General features: G+C 63.6%; 14 protein-coding genes. 12 read left to right on the forward strand and 2 right to left on the reverse strand.

The window, feature by feature from the left end; translation table 11 throughout:
- Positions 1-46 precede the first annotated feature (46 nt).
- The 11 genes from FJ988_RS03050 to FJ988_RS03100 all read left to right on the forward strand — a co-directional run bounded on the left by FJ988_RS03050 (position 47) and on the right by FJ988_RS03100 (position 11,804).
- A complete protein-coding gene (locus tag FJ988_RS03050) occupies positions 47-352 on the forward strand; it encodes a type II toxin-antitoxin system MqsR family toxin (RefSeq protein WP_140815247.1) in 306 nt (101 codons plus the stop codon).
- Between the two features lies 1 nt (position 353).
- Positions 354-767 carry a type II toxin-antitoxin system MqsA family antitoxin gene (locus tag FJ988_RS03055; RefSeq protein WP_140815248.1) on the forward strand — a complete coding sequence of 138 codons (414 nt, stop codon included), beginning with the start codon at positions 354-356 and terminating at the stop codon, positions 765-767.
- 79 nt (positions 768-846) lie between these two features.
- The gene (locus FJ988_RS03060; RefSeq protein WP_140815249.1) at positions 847-2,832 is read left to right on the forward strand and encodes a CocE/NonD family hydrolase; all 1,986 of its coding nucleotides are present in this window, start codon (positions 847-849) and stop codon (positions 2,830-2,832) included.
- A 150-nt stretch (positions 2,833-2,982) separates the two neighbouring features.
- The gene (locus tag FJ988_RS03065) at positions 2,983-4,569 is read left to right on the forward strand and encodes an ABC transporter substrate-binding protein (protein WP_140815250.1); all 1,587 of its coding nucleotides are present in this window, start codon (positions 2,983-2,985) and stop codon (positions 4,567-4,569) included.
- 16 nt (positions 4,570-4,585) lie between these two features.
- Positions 4,586-5,545 (forward strand): ABC transporter permease, encoded by a 960-nt coding sequence (locus tag FJ988_RS03070; protein ID WP_140815251.1) that lies wholly within the window; start codon positions 4,586-4,588, stop codon positions 5,543-5,545.
- A gap of 12 nt (positions 5,546-5,557) precedes the next feature.
- Positions 5,558-6,382, forward strand: coding sequence for an ABC transporter permease (locus tag FJ988_RS03075; RefSeq protein WP_140815252.1), 825 nt, complete (start codon positions 5,558-5,560; stop codon positions 6,380-6,382).
- Complete coding sequence (locus tag FJ988_RS03080) at positions 6,382-8,037, forward strand: ABC transporter ATP-binding protein (protein ID WP_140815253.1); 1,656 nt, start codon at positions 6,382-6,384, stop codon at positions 8,035-8,037. Before FJ988_RS03075 ends, FJ988_RS03080 begins: the two co-directional genes overlap by 1 nt.
- 135 nt (positions 8,038-8,172) lie before the next feature.
- A complete protein-coding gene (locus FJ988_RS03085) occupies positions 8,173-9,012 on the forward strand; it encodes an alkaline phosphatase family protein (RefSeq protein WP_140815254.1) in 840 nt (279 codons plus the stop codon).
- Positions 9,013-9,134: 122 nt separating this feature from the next.
- Positions 9,135-9,701, forward strand: a complete 567-nt coding sequence (locus tag FJ988_RS03090) for a sigma-70 family RNA polymerase sigma factor (protein WP_140815255.1) — start codon at positions 9,135-9,137, stop codon at positions 9,699-9,701.
- Positions 9,698-10,366, forward strand: a complete 669-nt coding sequence (locus tag FJ988_RS03095) for an anti-sigma factor (RefSeq protein WP_140815256.1) — start codon at positions 9,698-9,700, stop codon at positions 10,364-10,366. Before FJ988_RS03090 ends, FJ988_RS03095 begins: the two co-directional genes overlap by 4 nt.
- On the forward strand, positions 10,356-11,804 hold the full coding sequence (locus FJ988_RS03100) for a S8 family serine peptidase (protein ID WP_140815257.1): 1,449 nt from the start codon (positions 10,356-10,358) through the stop codon (positions 11,802-11,804). The genes FJ988_RS03095 and FJ988_RS03100 overlap by 11 nt, the downstream gene beginning before the upstream one ends.
- Before the next feature lie 46 nt (positions 11,805-11,850).
- Here FJ988_RS03100 and FJ988_RS03105 read toward each other — a convergent pair whose 3' ends face one another.
- Positions 11,851-13,197 (reverse strand): FAD-binding oxidoreductase, encoded by a 1,347-nt coding sequence (locus tag FJ988_RS03105; RefSeq protein WP_140815258.1) that lies wholly within the window; start codon positions 13,195-13,197, stop codon positions 11,851-11,853.
- A 688-nt stretch (positions 13,198-13,885) separates the two neighbouring features.
- Entirely contained in the window at positions 13,886-14,908 is a 1,023-nt protein-coding gene (locus FJ988_RS03110) for a LacI family DNA-binding transcriptional regulator (protein WP_140815259.1), read from the reverse strand.
- Positions 14,909-15,267: 359 nt separating this feature from the next.
- Here FJ988_RS03110 and FJ988_RS03115 point away from each other — a divergent pair, with 359 nt between their 5' ends.
- Positions 15,268-16,623: an ABC transporter substrate-binding protein gene (locus FJ988_RS03115; protein WP_140815260.1), complete on the forward strand. Its 1,356-nt coding sequence runs from the start codon at positions 15,268-15,270 to the stop codon at positions 16,621-16,623.
- Positions 16,624-16,743 lie beyond the last annotated feature (120 nt).

The following is a 16,743-nucleotide window of genomic DNA, read 5'->3' on the forward strand; positions in this document are numbered from 1 at the left end:
TTGGCAGCCGTCTTGATTTGCCACCTTTATGGTGGCATATTTGGGCATGGAGAAACGCAGGCCTACCTACGATCTTGACGCGATCAAGACAACGTTCGGGTCTGCGGACACGCTGGCGATCACAACATCCGCATTGCGCGATGCTATCGGCCTTGGCTTCGATCGCGCCGGCATCGTCGAGGTGATCGGCGACATGACACGCAAGATGTTCGTGAAGTCGATGACGACTTTCGCGGATCATCGGGTCTGGCAGGACGTTTACTACGTGCCGGCGCGCGACGTCGTTCTCTATGTGAAATTCCAGGCGGATGTCGTGACCGAATTCACGGTCATGGCGTTCAAGGAGAAATGACATGGCGGCAAGACAACTTAGCGAAACGATGATCTCCCCTGAAACAGGAGAAACCCTGACGCGCGACGTTCGTCCGTTTACAGTGACCTACAAGGGCGAAAGCATGACGGTCGACCTGCCGGGCTATTATCCGGCTTCGCAGGGCGAAGGCGTGCATGTGGGAGACGACATGGTTGCCACCGATGCGGCTCTCCGAATTCTGAAGGAGAAAGTCGATGGCGTGCCAGCGCCGGAAACCATCCGGCGTATGCGCACGAAGCTCAAACTGTCACAGCGTGAGGCAGGATCTCTGTTCAAGGTCGGCGAGAATGCCTTCGACAAGTATGAGCGCGGGCTGATCGAGCCGAGTGGCCCGACCATTCAGCTGATGACGCTGCTCGAAAAGCACCCCGAGCTGCTGGATGAATTGCGCTAACGGCCCAGGTCGCATTTTTTGATGCTCCAGTCGCGAATGGCGATTGAAAGTCGCCACGTCGCGGAGCGTTATGCGGCCCATGAAAACCGTCACCGAATTCCCTCGAAAAGTCGTCGAAATTCCCGATATGGGCATCGTCATGCCGGATGGCTGCCGGCTGTCGGCGCGCATCTGGATGCCCGAGGATGCCGGCGACGATCCGGTGCCGGCTATCCTCGAGCATCTGCCCTACCGCAAGCGCGACGGCACCATTTTTCGCGACCAGCTCACCCATCCCTATTTCGCCGGCCACGGCTACGCCTCGATCCGCGTCGACATGCGCGGCAATGGCGATTCCGAAGGGCTGATGGACGACGAATATTCCGAGCAGGAACTGCAGGACGCGTGCGACGTCATCGCCTGGGCTGCCAGCCAGCCCTGGTGCAACGGCAATGTCGGCATGATGGGCATTTCCTGGGGCGGCTTCAACTGCCTGCAGGTGGCGGCAAAGCAGCCGCCGGCGCTGAAGGCGGTGATCAGCCTGTGCTCGACCGTCGACCGCTATGCCGACGACATCCACTACAAGGGCGGCTGTCTTTTGCTGGAAAATTTCGGCTGGGCCTCGACGATGCTGTCCTATTCGTCGCGGCCGCCGGACCCGCTGATTGCCGGCGGCAACCGCTGGCGCGATCTGTGGCTGAGCCGGCTGGAGAACCAGCCTTTCCTTCTGCCGCTCTGGCTTAGCCATCAGCATCGCGACGCTTATTGGAAGCGCGGCTCGATCTGCGAGGATTTTTCGGCCGTGAAGGCTGCCGTGCTCTCGATCGGCGGCTGGCATGACGGCTACCGCAACACGATCTCGCACCTCGTCAGCAACATCCAGTCGCCGGTCAAAGGCATCGTCGGCCCGTGGATCCATAAATACCCGCATTACGCCGGGCCTCAGCCGGCCATCGGCTTCCTGCAGGAAGCACTGCGCTGGTGGGACCGCTGGCTGAAGGGCGCATCAACCGGCGTCGAGGCCGATCCCGATTATCGCGCCTATGTCATGGACAGCGTGCGGCCTACGCGCTGGCATCCGGAGCGGCCGGGGCGCTGGGTGGCGGAACAGGAATGGCCATCCCCCAGAATTAAGGTCGAGGCGATCGAGCTCATTGCCGACGGCGCCAAGCCCTCGATCGTCGCTTCGCCGCAGACATGCGGTCTTGCCGGCGGTGAATATTTCCCGTTCACCTTCGGGCCGGAACTGCCGGGCGATCAGCGGCCCGACGATGCGCTGTCGGTGTGCTTCGACCAGCAGGAGCTCAACGAAGCGATCGACATCGTCGGCGCGCCGGAGCTTGAGGTCCAGCTCACCTCCGATCGGCCCCAGGCCAACATCGCGGTGCGCCTGTGCGACGTGCATCCCGACGGCGCCTCGGAATTGATCTCCTACGGCGTGCTCAATCTCACGCATCGCAAGTCGCACGAGTTCCCCGAGGCGCTGGTCCCTGGCGAGACGGTTTCGGCGCGTGTCGTGCTCGACCAGTGCGCCTATCGCGTGCCGGCCGGCCACAAATTGCGCGTCGCCGTTTCGACCGCTTACTGGCCGATGATCTGGCCCTCGCCGGAGCCGGTCCGGCTCGATGTCGCAAAGGCGACACTGAGGCTGCCGCTGCGCCCGCTGGCCAAATCGAACGAGGTTTCCTTCCCCGAGCCGGAAGGCGCGACGCCCTGGGCGACCGAGACGGTCCGGCCGACCAGTTCCGAACGGCATATCGAGCGCGATGAGAAGAGTGGGCTCGTCACGCTCGCTATCACGGACGATTTCGGCGAGGTGCGCGATCTCGAGCATGGGCTCATCCACGGCAGCATCGTGCGGGAAACATGGGCGATCCATCCCGACGATCCGACATCCGCGACGGGCCGCACCCATTGGACGCAGACTTTCCTGCGCAACGAGTGGTCGGTGCGGACCGAGACCTTCGCCGAGATAAGCTGCGACGCGCAAAATTTCATCCTCAGCGCCAGAATCGAGGCCTATGAGGGCGAAAAGCTCGTCTTTGCGCGCGATTTCGAGCAGAAAGTCCCCCGCGACCTCGTCTGAGGCGCTGGCAGGATTGGTCCAAATGCGACGCGCCATTTACGCCACGGCATGTCGCATTCGGTCTTGCTTACAGCTTTCCGTTGCGGTCATTATCTCCTCAACAAGTAAGAAACGACCATAAGGTCGGACCATCCAGAGTGAGGAACCATAATGTCTAACGAACTCGACTATCTCAGCCGTCGTGTCGCTGCCGGAAAGCTCAGCCGCCGCGACTTTCTTGGCCGTGCCGCGGCCCTCGGCATCTCTGCTCCGTTCGCCAACTCGCTGCTTTCGAGCGCAGCGCGCGCGGCCGGCCCGGTCAAGGGCGGCACGCTGAAGGCCGGCCTGGTCGGCGGTGAATCCACCAACAGCCTCGACCCTGCTCTGATGATGACGCAGGTGCCGTTCGCCTTCGGCAAATGCTGGGGTGAAATGATCGTCGAGCTGTCTCCCGAGGGCAAGCTCGAGAACCGCATCGCCGAGGAGATCGGTTCCTCCAAGGACGCCAAGGTCTGGACGCTGAAGATCCGCGACGGCGTCGAGTTCCACAACGGCAAGACCGTGACCGCCGACGACGTCGCCGCCACGCTCGAGCGTCACTCCGACGAGAAGTCGAAGTCCGGCGCGCTGGGCTACATGAAGGGCATCGAAACCATCAAGGCCAATGGCAAGGAAGTGGTGCTGACGCTCAAGGAGGCCAATGCCGACCTTCCCTACCTGCTGAGCGACTACCACCTGATCGTCCAGCCGAATGGCGGCAAGGACAAGCCGGATGCCGGCATCTCGGCAGGCCCGTATGTCGTCAAGACTAACGAGCCCGGCGTGCGCCATGTCGGCGAGCGCTTCGCCAACTACTGGCAAGGCGACAAGATGGGCCATGCCGACCAGATCGAGGTCGTCGTCATCAACGACGCGACGGCGCGCACGGCGGCTTTGCAGGGCGGCCAGGTCAACATGATCAACCGCGTCGAGCCGAAGATCGTCGACCTGATCAAGCGCGTGCCGGGCGTCACCATCCGCAACCATGCCGGCCCCGGCCATTACGTGTTCATCATGCATTGCAACACGGCGCCGTTCGACAACAACGACCTCAGGATGGCGCTGAAGCTGGCGATCGACCGTGAAGAGATGCTGAACAAGGTGCTGCGCGGCTACGGCTCGCTCGGCAACGACTTCCCGATCAATTCGTCCTATCCGCTGTTCACCGAGATCGAGCAGCGCAAATACGATCCTGACAAGGCCAAGTTCCACTACAAGAAGTCAGGCCATGACGGCACTGTGCTCTTGAGGACCTCGGATGTCGCCTTCCCGGGCGCCGTCGATGCCTCGCAGCTCTTCCAGCAGAGCGCGGCCAAGGCCGGGATCAAGATCGAGCTCAAGCGCGAGCCCGGCGACGGCTACTGGAACGAGGTCTGGAACAAGCAGCCCTTCTGCGCCTCCTATTGGGGCGGCCGCTCGACCCAGGATCAGATGTACTCGACTGCCTATCTGTCGAGCGCCGACTGGAACGACACGCGTTTCAAGCGCCCGGACTTCGACAAGATGGTGCTTGCGGCGCGCGCCGAACTCGACGAGGCCAAGCGCAAGGCGATGTATCACGACATGGCCGTCATGGTGCGCGACGAGGGCGGCCTGATCTTGCCGATGTTCAATCAGTTCATCGACGCCACCGGCGCCAAGGTCGATGGCTGGGTCGACGATCCGCATCAGGAACTGATGAACGGCTACGCGTTGGCGAAGTGCTGGCTGCAGGCCTGAGTCCGGCTTTGCAGAGATGTCCGCACCCATCGTGAAGCTAATTGCCCAGCGCGTTGCGCTGGGCATCCTCCTTCTGTTGGCCGTTTCGGTCCTGATCTTCGCCGGCACCCAGATCCTCCCCGGCGACGTCGCGCAAGCCATTCTCGGACAGTCGGCGACGCCGGAGTCGCTCGCCAATCTGCGCGAGCAGCTCGGGCTCAACCAGCCTGCCTATATCCGCTACTTCCATTGGCTGGGCGGCGTGCTGACCGGCGACCTCGGCACCGCCATGTCGAGCGGACAGGACATTGCGACATCGATCAAGGAACGGCTTTGGAACACTCTGTTCCTCGCCTTCTGGGCGGCGATCGTGGCCATTCCGCTGGCGATCATCCTAGGCCTGATCGCGGTGCGCTACCGCAATGGCTGGATAGACAAGCTGATCTCCGGCCTGGCGCTGGCTTCAACCTCATTTCCAGAGTTCTTCATCGGCTACCTGCTGGTTTATTTCTTCGCCGTGAAATGGCAGATCTTCCCGGCCATCTCGACGGTCTATGACGAGATGTCGTTCGGCGAGCGCATGCAGGCGATCGTGCTGCCGGCGACGGCGCTGACGCTGGTGGTGCTTGCGCATATGATGCGCATGACGCGCGCGGCGATCCTCAACGTCATGCAGTCGGCCTATGTCGAGACGGCGGAGCTCAAGGGGCTCTCGGCCTTCGCGGTGATCCGCAAGCATGCCTTCCCTAACGCGATCGCGCCGATCATCAACGTCGTCATGCTGAACCTTGCCTATCTGGTGGTCGGCGTCGTCGTCGTCGAGGTGATCTTCGTCTATCCCGGCATGGGGCAATATCTCGTCGATCACGTCACCAAGCGCGACGTGCCGGTCGTGCAGGCGGTCGGCCTGATCTTCGCCGCCGTTTATATCAGCCTCAACATCATCGCGGACATTGCGGCGATCGTCGCCAATCCGCGCCTCAGACATCCGAAATAGGGAGCGGCCGATATGCTCGATATCAGACGCATCCCTATCGCGGCGCTGATCGGCCTGGTGCTGACGACGCTGTTCGTTCTGGCGGCTGTCTTCGCGCCCTTGATAGCGCCGCACGGCAACGCCGAGATCGTCGGCGACGTGTGGGAGCCGATGTCGTCGGCGCACTGGCTGGGCACCGACAATCTCGGTCGTGATCTTCTGTCGCGCCTGATCTACGGCGCCCGCATCACGCTGTTCATCGCCGTGCTGGCGACGGCGCTGTCCTTCTCGCTCGGCGCCATACTCGGTTTCTCGGCGGCGGTGTTCGGCGGCTGGTTCGACACCATCCTGTCGCGCCTCGTCGACCTCCTGATGTCGATCCCGACGCTGATCATGGGCCTGGTGGTGCTGTCGGTGCTGCCCTCCAACCTGGTGACGCTGATCCTGGTGATGGGCATCCTCGACTCCACCCGCGTCTACCGCCTGTCGCGCGCGGTCGCCGTCGACATCAACGTCATGGATTATGTCGAGGCGGCGAAGCTGCGCGGCGAAGGCAGCGGCTGGATCATCTTCCGCGAGATCCTGCCCAACGCGCTGTCGCCGCTCGTCTCTGAACTCGGGCTGCGCTTCATCTACGCCGTGCTCTTCCTGTCGACGCTGTCCTTCCTCGGCCTCGGCGTGCAACCGCCGGACGCCGACTGGGGCGGCATGGTCAAGGAAAACAAGGACGGCATCGTGTTCGGCATTCCGGCGGCGCTGATCCCGGCGGCTGCGATCGCCGCACTTGCGATCTCGGTCAATCTCGTCGCCGACTGGGTGCTCAACCGCACGACCAGCCTGAAGGGAGGACGCGGCTGATGGCTGACGGCAAAGCGAAATCCGGCCTGCTCCTCGACATCCGCAACCTGCGCATCGAAGCGACGGTCTACCCGCCGGGCGAAGCGCCGAAGACCATCACGCTGGTCCACGATGTCTCGCTGACGCTGGAAAAGGGCAAGGTGCTCGGCCTGATCGGCGAATCCGGCGCCGGCAAGTCGACCATCGGCCTGTCCTCGATGGGCTATGGGCGCGGCGGCGTGCGCATCACCGGCGGCGAGGTCATCCTCAACGGCCGCGACATATTGAAGGGCGGCAAGGAAGGCTTCCGCAAGTTGCGCGGCCGCGAGGTCTGCTATGTCGCGCAGTCGGCGGCGGCGGCCTTCAACCCGGCGCACCGCTTGATGGACCAGGTGGTCGAGGCCACGCTTCTGCATGGCACTGCGACCCGCGCAGAGGCCGAAAAGCGTGCCGTCACGCTGTTCAAGAAACTCAGCCTGCCCAATCCCGAAACCATTGGGCAGCGCTTCCCGCACCAGGTTTCCGGCGGCCAGCTGCAGCGCGTTATGACGGCGATGGCGTTGTGCTCGGAGCCCGACTTGATCGTCTTCGACGAGCCGACCACGGCGCTCGACGTGACGACGCAGATCGACGTGCTGGCGGCGATCAAGGATGCCATCCGCGACACGCATGTAGCAGCCTTGTACATAACCCACGACCTTGCCGTCGTCGCCCAGGTGTCGGACGAGATCATGGTGCTGCGCCATGGCCGGCTGGTCGAATGGGGCGGCACCAGGCAGATCATCAAGGAGCCGCGCCAGGAATACACCAACGCACTGGTTTCGGTGCACGAGATCGAGCACAAGGAGCAGCAGCCCGGCACGGCGCCGTTCCTGTCGGTGAAAAACGTCACCGCCGCCTATGGCGGCGGCCAGGTCAAAGTGCTGAAGAACGTCTCGGTCGACATCTATCCTGGACAGACGCTCGCCGTGGTCGGCGAATCCGGCTCGGGCAAGTCGACGCTGGCGCGCGCCATCACCGGACTTTTGCCGCCTGAGCAAGGCACCGTCACCTTCGACGGGCGCCCGCTCGGCAACAAGCTGGCGGACCGGCCGAAGGAAGACCTGCGCCAGTTGCAGATGATCTACCAGATGGCCGACGTGGCGATGAACCCGCGCCAGACCGTCGGCACCATCATCGGCCGGCCGCTGGAATTCTATTTCGGCATGCGCGGCAGGGAACGCGACAAGCGCGTAGCCGAGCTGCTCGACGAGATCGAGATGGGCAAGGGTTTCGTCGACCGCTACCCGGCCGAGCTCTCCGGCGGCCAGAAGCAGCGCGTCTGCATCGCCCGCTCGCTCGCCGCCAAGCCCAAGCTGATCATTTGCGACGAGGTGACGTCGGCGCTCGATCCGCTGGTGGCCAACGGCATCCTCAAGCTTCTCTTGAACCTGCAGCAGGTGGAGAAGGTCGCCTACCTGTTCATCACCCACGACCTGGCGACGGTGAAGTCGATCGCCGATTCGATCGCGGTGATGTATCGCGGCGAAGTGGTGCGCTACGGCGCCAAGAGCAAGGTGCTGACGCCGCCTTTCGACGCCTATACGGACCTGCTCTTGTCCTCGGTGCCCGAAATGGAGATCGGCTGGCTGGAGAAGGCGATCGCGGGTCGGCGCATGGAGAGCGCCGGCAACTAGGCCTCAAACAATTGCTGGACGGCAACGCGCCCGGCGAATGCTGACTGAACGCCCGGTATCAGGCTAGTGCTTTTCGGCGCCGCGTGTCCGTGCGATAGGCGGCGCTTCCGTTTCGGACAATCACAGGAACTCGCCGTGGCGCTCAAATCCAAACTGCTGCTCATCATCCTCGACGGCGTGCCTTACCGTAACTGGCGCCGGCTGATGGGCAATCTCGAGGGCTGGGCGCAGTCGGGCGAGGCGCAGGTGTGGAAGATGCGTTCGGTGCTGCCGTCGACCTCGGCCTGCTGCTACGCCTCGATCCACACCGGGGTCACGCCGCAGGTGCACGGAATCCTATCCAACGAGAACCGTTTTCGCGTCACCCAGCCGGATATCTTTTCCGAAGTGAGCAAGGCGGGCGGCAAGACGGGTGCGGTGACCCATTCCTACTGGTCGGAATTCTTCCGCAGCTTTCCGTTCAACCTTGTCGAGGACCTGGAGTTCGACGATCCGAGCGGGCCGATCACGCATGGCCGCTTCCACAGCATGACCGGCTACAATCTCAAGAACCAGATGACGCCGAGCGATGTCGACCTGTTCGCGACGCTGACCATGCTGGCGAAGCGCCACGGCATCGATTACGGCGTCCTGCACACCTGCACGCTGGATTCGATGGGCCATCGCTTCGGCCATGACTGCATCGAGATGGACCATGCCTGCTACGCGATGGACGGCATGCTGGCGGCCTTCCTGCCGCTCTGGCGCCAAGCCGGCTACGAGGTGATCGTCACCGCCGATCATGGCCAGACCGATCGGGGCCATCATGGCGGCCATGACGACGAGATGCAGGATTTCGCGCTTTACTATTTCGGCCCTGCCAAGGGGCCGCAGGCCGGCACGCTGCTCGACCAGCTGCAGCTGGCGCCGACGGTGCTGAGCCGGCTTGGTGTGACGATCCCCGAGACGATGAAGGCCAAGCCGTTTCTGGGCTGATCCCTGCCTACTGGCAACCTCCCCGCTCTTCGGTTAGCTTCCGAAAATTCCTTGGGCGGAGGATGAACCATTTTGGACCGATCAGCGACAGAGCTACGAGGAGCCAGGCGGCTCGACCGGCCATGACCGCGGCGACGGAAACCGATCGCGCGCTCGTAGACCGGGTCGCGAAGGGCGACCGGGCTGCCGTTCGGCTCCTGTTCATGCGTCACCACGCGCGGGTCTACCGCTTCGTGGCGCGCCAGACGGGATCGGAAATGATGGCCGACGATATCGCAAACGAGGTGTTTCTGGAGCTGTGGAAGCAGGCGCCGGGCTTCGAGGGTCGCTCCGAAGTCTCGACATGGCTGCTCGGCATCGCCCGCTTCAAGGCGCTGTCCTCGCTGCGCAAGAAGAAGGAAGACTGGATCGACGACGACGCTGCCGCCGAGATCGCCGACGGCGCCGACACGCCGGAAGTCGTCACCATGAAGGAAGACAAGGCCGCCGCCTTGCGCCGCATGATCAACGCCTTGCCGGAAGAGCACCGCACGGTGATCGACCTTGCGTATTATCACGGACAGTCAGTGACCGAGATCGGCGAAGTGCTCGACATTCCGGTCGCCACGGTGAAGACAAGGATGTTCTACGCCCGCAAGAAACTCGGCGAGGCCCTCAAGGCCGCCGGTTACGACAGGGGGTGGCCATGAGCGCCGCTGAAAAAATGTCGCGCCGCGACGAGATGGAAACGCTGCTGCCGTTCTACTTGAACGGCTCGCTGGAAGGCGCCGAGCTGGAAGCCGTCGAGGAATGGCTGGCCTCCGATCCGGCGGCGCTTGCAGCCCTTGGCGAGGCGGAAGCCGAGTTCTCCGGCACTGCGGCCGCCAACGAGGCGATCCGCCCGCCGGCCGATGCGCTGTCGCGCTTCACCAGGGCGCTCGACGCCGAAGCCGGCCCGGCGCGCAAGCCTGCCGGCCAGTCCTGGTTCGCCAAGGTATTCGGCCAGCTGACGGCGATGCCCGCCGGCGTCGCCTGGGCGGCGGCCGCTGCGCTGCTGGCGCTCGTCCTGGTGCAATCCTTCGAGCGCCCGGGCGGCAAGGGCAACGATTTCGAGGTCGCGGGCGCACAGGATGATCTGGCGAAATTGCCTTTCGCCCTGGTCAAGTTCAAGGCTGACGCCAAGATGTCCGATATCGCCGGCTTCCTCGGCCAGAACGGGCTGAAAATAGCCGGCGGACCGACCGCCGACGGCATCTTCCATGTGACCGTTCCGGCTGAAACCGCGGCCGACTACGACAAACTGGTTAGCCTTATTGCCGCCCAGCCTTTCGCGGAAGCTGTGATCCAGGGAAGGAAACCGGCCGATGGCGGCTAAGGCGGTCATTCTCAAAGCGGCGCTCCTCGCGGCGGCGGCCTTTGCCGCCGCGCCTGCGTTTGCGCAGACCAACGATCCGAACCTGACGCAACAACAGGTCGACTGCACGAACCGCATGACGGCGGCGGGCGACGGCTGCGACAAGAACGGCGGCAATGGCGGCGCGAAGCCGGGAACCGGCACAGCGGCGGGCGGCGCGGTGTTCCTGCCGGCCCTGATCGTCGACCTGTTCCCGAACCAACCGGCCGGCGCCGCTCCGCAAACGCCTGCGCCCTCGAATGGATCATCGTCGAACGGTTCCGGCAATGTGCCGGCGCCAGCACCCACGCCGAGCGGGCCGGTGACGGTGCCGCAAGGCCTCAACCTGGCCGAACCGCCGCGCGCCATCACCGGCGAGTTCGTGCCCGACGAGGTGCTGGTGACGGTCGACGGCGATGCCGGCGTCGTGCAGCAGATCGCGACCTCCTTCGGCCTGCAGGTGCGCTCGCAGCGCCAGTCGCGGCTGCTCGGGTCGACGCTGGTGCGCTTTGGCATCACCGACGGGCGTCCGGTCGGCGTCGTGCTGGCGCAGTTGGCCGCCGACGGCCGCACGCAGCGGCGCGAGCCCAACCACATCTACACGCTGCAGCAGGCGGCCGGCATCGTGAACTACGCCTTCGACCGCATCGAGCTCGATTCGAAACAGGCGAGCGGCGAGAACGTGCGCGTCGCCGTCATCGACACCGGCATCGACGACACCAACCCGGCGCTGGCCGGGGTGATTGCCGGACAGTTCGACGCGATGCCAAGCGTGCCGATCGAAAAGCGCGACCACGGCACATCGGTCGACGGACTGATCGCCGGTGTCGGCCAACTCGAAGGCATGGCGCCCGGCGCGAAAATCTATCATGCGCGCGCCTTCGAGGGCGGCAAGTCGAGCATGGACGTCATCCTGTCGGCGCTCGACTGGGCGGCGGAGCAGGATGTGCGCATCATCAATATGAGCTTCGTCGGCCCGAAGAACGACCTGCTCGGCACCGCCTGCCGCAATGCCCGCGCGATGGGCATCGTGCTGGTCGCGGCGGCCGGCAACAACGGGCCGAAGGCGCCCTATGGCTATCCGGCAGCCTTCGACGGCGTCATCGCGGTGACGGCCACCGACGCCAAGGACGGGTTGATGCCGCAGGCCAATCGCGGCGCCTATGTCTTCATCTCGGCGCCGGGCGTCGAGATGGTGGCGCCGAGCGGCGCCGGCTCCGAGGTGGTGACCGGCACGTCGTTTGCCGCGGCCATCGTCAGCGGCGCCATCGCCAACCTGATCCACGCCGCGCCCGACCGCTCGGCAGACGATATCGAAAAGGCGCTCGCCGCAACGGCCAAGGATCTTGGGCCCAAGGGACGGGACAATGATTTCGGCTATGGGCTGATTGATACGAAGGCGGCTGAAGCGGCGAAGTAGTGCATCCGGGCAGTCGGTCGACTGTCGCCGACTGCGAGTGATCAATTCAAAGGGCCGGACCCAACCTTACCGGGCTTCCGTCATCAAAGCGCGACAACCGAAAGCGGCTGAGATCGTGGCCGGGCTCGTTTCCCTGAATCATGTCGGCGACGACGCGGCCCATGCCGGGGCCGATGCCGAAGCCGTGGCCGCTCATTCCGGTCGCAACGAAAAGACCGCCGATCGCCTCGACCCGATCCACGACCGGGACGACGTCGGGCATGGCGTCGATCATGCCGCCCCAGCCGACCTTCAGGCGCGCTTTCTCGAACTGTGGAAACAGCTTTTTGAAATTGCGTTCTATCGCATGCAGTCGGGCCGACTCGGGAGCTGGGTTCAGCACCCGCATTCTTTCAAACGGGCTCTGGCTACCCGGCGCCCAATTGCGCGGCGTCGACCAGCCGTCCGGGTAGCCTGACGGGGCGAATGGAAAATAGCGCGCCCCGAACGGATCGTTCCTGAGGGCGGGCATATATTTGATGGCGTGCCGGAATGCGTCAGGCCCCAGGTAAAGCAGGTGGCTGCCGCCGCCGGCGAGCGTGTAGCCGCCGTCCTGCCTGCGCCTGAAGGCGATGTGGTCGTCGGCGGCCGCGCCCGCGTAGATTTCAGGCAAGGGTTCGGTTGCGGCCACGGTTACGCGGACGCTGAGCTGCGGGATGGAGACGCCATGCCTCGCCAGGAACAGTGACGACCAGGCACCGCCCGCGACCAGCACAATAGAGCTCTCGATGTATCCCGTCTCGGTCCACACGCCCTTGATCCTGCCGGCCGCGATGTCGAGGGTCCGCGCCGCGCAGTTCTCGACGATCCTGGCGCCTTTTCGCACGGCAAGCCGGGCAAGCGCCGGCACCGCCAACCAGGGTTCGGCGCGCATATCGGAGGGCGTCGTCATCGCGCCCCTGAAGGCGCGCGACATACCGTTGATGAGTTTCGCGGTCTCGCCCGCGTCAAGCAGGCGCGTGTCGAGATCGTGGGCCGCGGCGATCTTCATGAATTTTTCGAAGCCGGCCATATCCTTGTCGGCGTTCGCCAGATAGGTCACGCCTGTTTGGGTCAGCCCGATGTCTTCACCGCATTCGTCGGCCAGTTGCCGCCACAGGCGAATGGCCTCGATGACGATGGGCAGTTCATCCGCGTCCCGTCCCTGCTTTCTAATCCAGCCCCAGTTTCGCGACGATTGCTCGGCGGCGACACGGCCTTTTTCCAGCAGCGTCACCGGAATGTTGCGCGCCGCCAGGAAAAGCGCCGTCGTCACGCCGATGACACCGCCGCCGACAATCACCACCTGCGACGCCTTCGGCGGCGGCCCGGGATGTTGGATCGGATCCGCTTCGGAGAACGGGAACTTGGGCAAAGAGGCGCACCCTGAGAATGGTTGATGGCTCTGCCTTACTGGTAGCCACCTTCCAAGATCAAGAGAAGGTGCAGGCCGATCGTTGTCCCACAACGGCAAAGCATTCAATTCTGAAGTTTTGAATGCCGCTCGTCCCGCGCGGTCGAGCTTGTGCTCATTGGAGCAAAAAAACACGTCCATCTCAGCCTATGATTGCCGACGCGCGCGGTTGGAATCAAGGACTCGCAAATGTGGTACCGGTCGTCCGGTGCCCTCTGCACGCGTTCTTTGGGGATAAACCATTCGTCCCCCGGCGGATCATTGCGATGGTGTGGGCGAGACCGCCTGACAAAATAGCCGTCCTTGACCGATCTGATATCGCCAGCATCAAGTGGGCGGCAATCCTTATTGTTACAGCAGTTGAAGTGGAAAATCGGGTCAGTTCTTTTCGAATACCAATCGTGGGCTTCCGCCCCGGAGGTGAAAATAAGGCTCATCAATAAGACAATGCGCCTTTGCGACCGTTTCATGAAAGACCCCTCTACGGTCGCATATATCACATTAGTATGTGCTCATAAAAGCAAATACCGTTTTAAGGAGTGATTTAAGGTCGACCTGAAAGCGGGTCACAAATTCGAGGGACGCTCTTTAGATCTTTGTTTCGATGGGGTGGTGGTCACTGGACAACTGCACACTCCGGCGACTTGAATTAGCTCGGCGCCCCTGCCACCGATCCCCTGACCACCAAATCCACCGGCCAGACCTCGCCGCGCGCGCCCTCTTCCAGCCCCGATATGCGCGCCGCCAGGCGCTCGGCGACGCGCGCGCCGGCGAGGCGGATCGAGGAGCGCGTCGTCGACAGCGGCACAGGAAAGTTCTCCGGCCGCAGCCAGGGGAAGACGTCGTCATGGGCGACCAGCGACAGGTCGCCGGGGATAGTCAAGCCAAGGTCGCGCACGGCGCGCACGACGCCGAGAGCCATGATCAGACTGGAGCAGACGATCGCCGTCGGCGGTTCGTTTTCCTCAAGCAGGCGGCGGGCGGCGCGGTAGCCGTTTTCCTCGGTCATGGCGACGGAGCGGATGTGGCGCTCGCCGAGTGTGAGGCCGTTTGCCGCGAGCGCGCGGCGCATGCCGCGCTCGCGGTGGATGGCGAAGGTCTCGCGCTCATTGCCGTTGATCAGCGCCAGCCGCTTGTGGCCGAGCTGCAAGAGCAGCCGCGCCGCCTCGTGGAAGGCGCCCTCATTGTCGATGTCGAGATAGGGATAATCGAAATCGAAACCCTCGCTGCGGCCATGCACGATGAAAGGAATGCCCAGCGTGTTGACCAGAGCCAGCCGCCGGTCGGCGGGACGCGGCGAGGAGACATAGACGGCGTCGACCTGGCGATTGGCGACGATACGGCGGTAGGTCGTCTCCTCGTCGTCGGCATCGGCGGGCGAAAGCACTAGGTCGAGCTCATGCGCGCGCGCATAGTCGCCGAGGCCGGACAGGAACTCGACGAAATGCGGATCGATGTCGACGGCATTGCCGGTCGGCAGCACATAGCCGATCATGCCCGACTTGCCGGTGGCCAGACGCCGGGCGGACGGGTTCGGCCGATAGCCGTGGCGCTTGGCGGCGTCCATCACGCGCCGTCTGGTCTCCTCGCTGACTTCCGGATAGCCGTTCAGCGCGCGGCTCACCGTCGTCTGCGAGAGCGACAACATATGCGAGAGCTGTTTGAGGTTCATTGGCGCCCTCCAAGCCTCAAAGCGCTTTCAAACTGAATCGATACGGTGCCGGTTCGATGACATTCTCCGGCGCTTCGACCATAGTTTCGGACACGCTCCCGTTGAAGTGGAAAACGCTGCTGCACTGCCAAAAAACTATGCTGCGGTGCAAATTCGCAGCATATCGGGCAGTATTTAAATCGGTTAGAGCGCAAGCCCTCTTGACTTCCAGACGATTCAGTGGCGAGATCAAATCAGCCAAAGCGCTTTGGAAGCCTCTTCGAAAGGTTGCGGTTGCCCTTTCGCTGAGTCACAGTTCCGCGGGCGTCGGCGGACGAGATGGAGGTCTCGTCCTGTGTGTGACCACTGGGAGGAATGCGATGAAGAAAATGCTTATGCTGGGCGCAGCGTTCGCGGCGCTCACGATCAGTCTGCCGGCGCATGCCGATCTGAAGTTCAAGCCGGGCGAAGATCCGAAGTTTCACTGGGCCAATTACGACGACCTCAAGAAGGTCGACCTCAAGGGCGAGACGCTGACCATCTTCGGGCCGTGGCGCGGCGAGGACGAAGACCTGGCCCGCTCGGTGCTGGATTATTTCGCCGAGGCCACCGGCGCGGACGTCAAATACTCCTCGTCCGAGAATTACGAGCAGCAGATCGTCATCGACACCCAGGCCGGCAGCCCGCCCAACATCGCCATCCTGCCGCAGCCGGGCCTGATCCAGGATCTTGCCTCCAAGGGCGTGCTGACCCCGCTGGGCGACGACGTCGCCGCCTGGGTCAAGGAGAACTACGCCGCGGGCGATTCCTGGGCCAAGCTCGGCACATATAACGGCAAGGACGGCAAGCCCGGCTTCTACGCGCTTCCCTACAAGATCGACGTCAAGGGCCTGATCTGGTACTCGCCCGACAATTTCGAGGAAGCCGGCTACAAGGTGCCGAAGACGCAGGAGGAACTGGCCGACCTCGAAAAGAAGATCATCGCCGACGGCGGCAAGCCATGGTGCATCGGCCTTGGCTCGGGCGGCGCCACCGGCTGGCCGGCGACCGACTGGGTCGAGGACATCATGCTGAGGACGCAGCCGCCGGAGGTCTATGATAAGTGGGTCAAGAACGAGATCCCGTTCACCGATCCGGCGGTCGTCAACGCCATCGACATCTTCGCCAAGATCGCCACCGACGACAAGATGGTCGACGGCGGCGCAAAGGCGGTAGCTGCGACCGACTTCCGCGACAGCCCGAAGGGTCTCTTCACCGTGCCGCCGAAGTGCTACATGCACCATCAGGCCTCCTTCATACCCTCCTTCTTCCCGGAAAACGTGAAGCTCGGCCAGGACGCGGACTTCTTCCCCTACCCGCCCTACGCCTCCAAGCCGGAACTGGGCACGCCGCAGGAAGTGGCCGGAACGCTGGTGATGATCACCAAGGATTCCAAGGCGTCGCGCGAGTTCATCAAGTTCCTGCAGATGCCGCTCGCGCATGAATTGTGGATGGCGCAGAAGAGCTTCGTCACGCCGTTCAAGGGCGCCAACAAGGAAGCCTATGGCAGCGAAGCGCTGAAGAAGCAGGGCGAGATCCTGGTCAACGCCACGACGGTGCGCTTCGACGGCTCGGACCTGATGCCGGGCAAGGTCGGCGCCGGCTCGTTCTGGACCGGCATGATCGACCTGGTCGGCGGCAAGTCCGCGCAGGACGTCGCCGCCGACATCCAGAAGAGCTGGGATGCGATCAAGTAAGCGACCGGCAAACAGGCCGCCGCGCGCGGCCTGATATCCTCCTCATCCTCCACCTGGATCCGGGCTACGGCCCGGATCCGACCGGCGGCGCACGCCGGATGCCTTCGCGTTTCGATTGTT

The organism is Mesorhizobium sp. CU3 (assembly GCF_006442965.1).
In the GTDB taxonomy this organism is placed as follows: Bacteria; Pseudomonadota; Alphaproteobacteria; order Rhizobiales; family Rhizobiaceae; genus Mesorhizobium.

Bases quoted from the DNA above. Each gene is read 5' to 3' on its own strand.
- FJ988_RS03050 (WP_140815247.1), top strand. From the start codon at position 47: ATGGAGAAACGCAGGCCTACCTACGATCTTGACGCGATCAAGACAACG.
- FJ988_RS03055 (WP_140815248.1), top strand. From the start codon at position 354: ATGGCGGCAAGACAACTTAGCGAAACGATGATCTCCCCTGAAACAGGA.
- FJ988_RS03060 (WP_140815249.1), top strand. From the start codon at position 847: ATGAAAACCGTCACCGAATTCCCTCGAAAAGTCGTCGAAATTCCCGAT.
- FJ988_RS03065 (WP_140815250.1), top strand. From the start codon at position 2,983: ATGTCTAACGAACTCGACTATCTCAGCCGTCGTGTCGCTGCCGGAAAG.
- FJ988_RS03070 (WP_140815251.1), top strand. From the start codon at position 4,586: ATGTCCGCACCCATCGTGAAGCTAATTGCCCAGCGCGTTGCGCTGGGC.
- FJ988_RS03075 (WP_140815252.1), top strand. From the start codon at position 5,558: ATGCTCGATATCAGACGCATCCCTATCGCGGCGCTGATCGGCCTGGTG.
- FJ988_RS03080 (WP_140815253.1), top strand. From the start codon at position 6,382: ATGGCTGACGGCAAAGCGAAATCCGGCCTGCTCCTCGACATCCGCAAC.
- FJ988_RS03090 (WP_140815255.1), top strand. From the start codon at position 9,135: ATGACCGCGGCGACGGAAACCGATCGCGCGCTCGTAGACCGGGTCGCG.
- FJ988_RS03095 (WP_140815256.1), top strand. From the start codon at position 9,698: ATGAGCGCCGCTGAAAAAATGTCGCGCCGCGACGAGATGGAAACGCTG.
- FJ988_RS03100 (WP_140815257.1), top strand. From the start codon at position 10,356: ATGGCGGCTAAGGCGGTCATTCTCAAAGCGGCGCTCCTCGCGGCGGCG.
- FJ988_RS03110 (WP_140815259.1), bottom strand. From the start codon at position 14,908: ATGAACCTCAAACAGCTCTCGCATATGTTGTCGCTCTCGCAGACGACG.
- FJ988_RS03115 (WP_140815260.1), top strand. From the start codon at position 15,268: ATGAAGAAAATGCTTATGCTGGGCGCAGCGTTCGCGGCGCTCACGATC.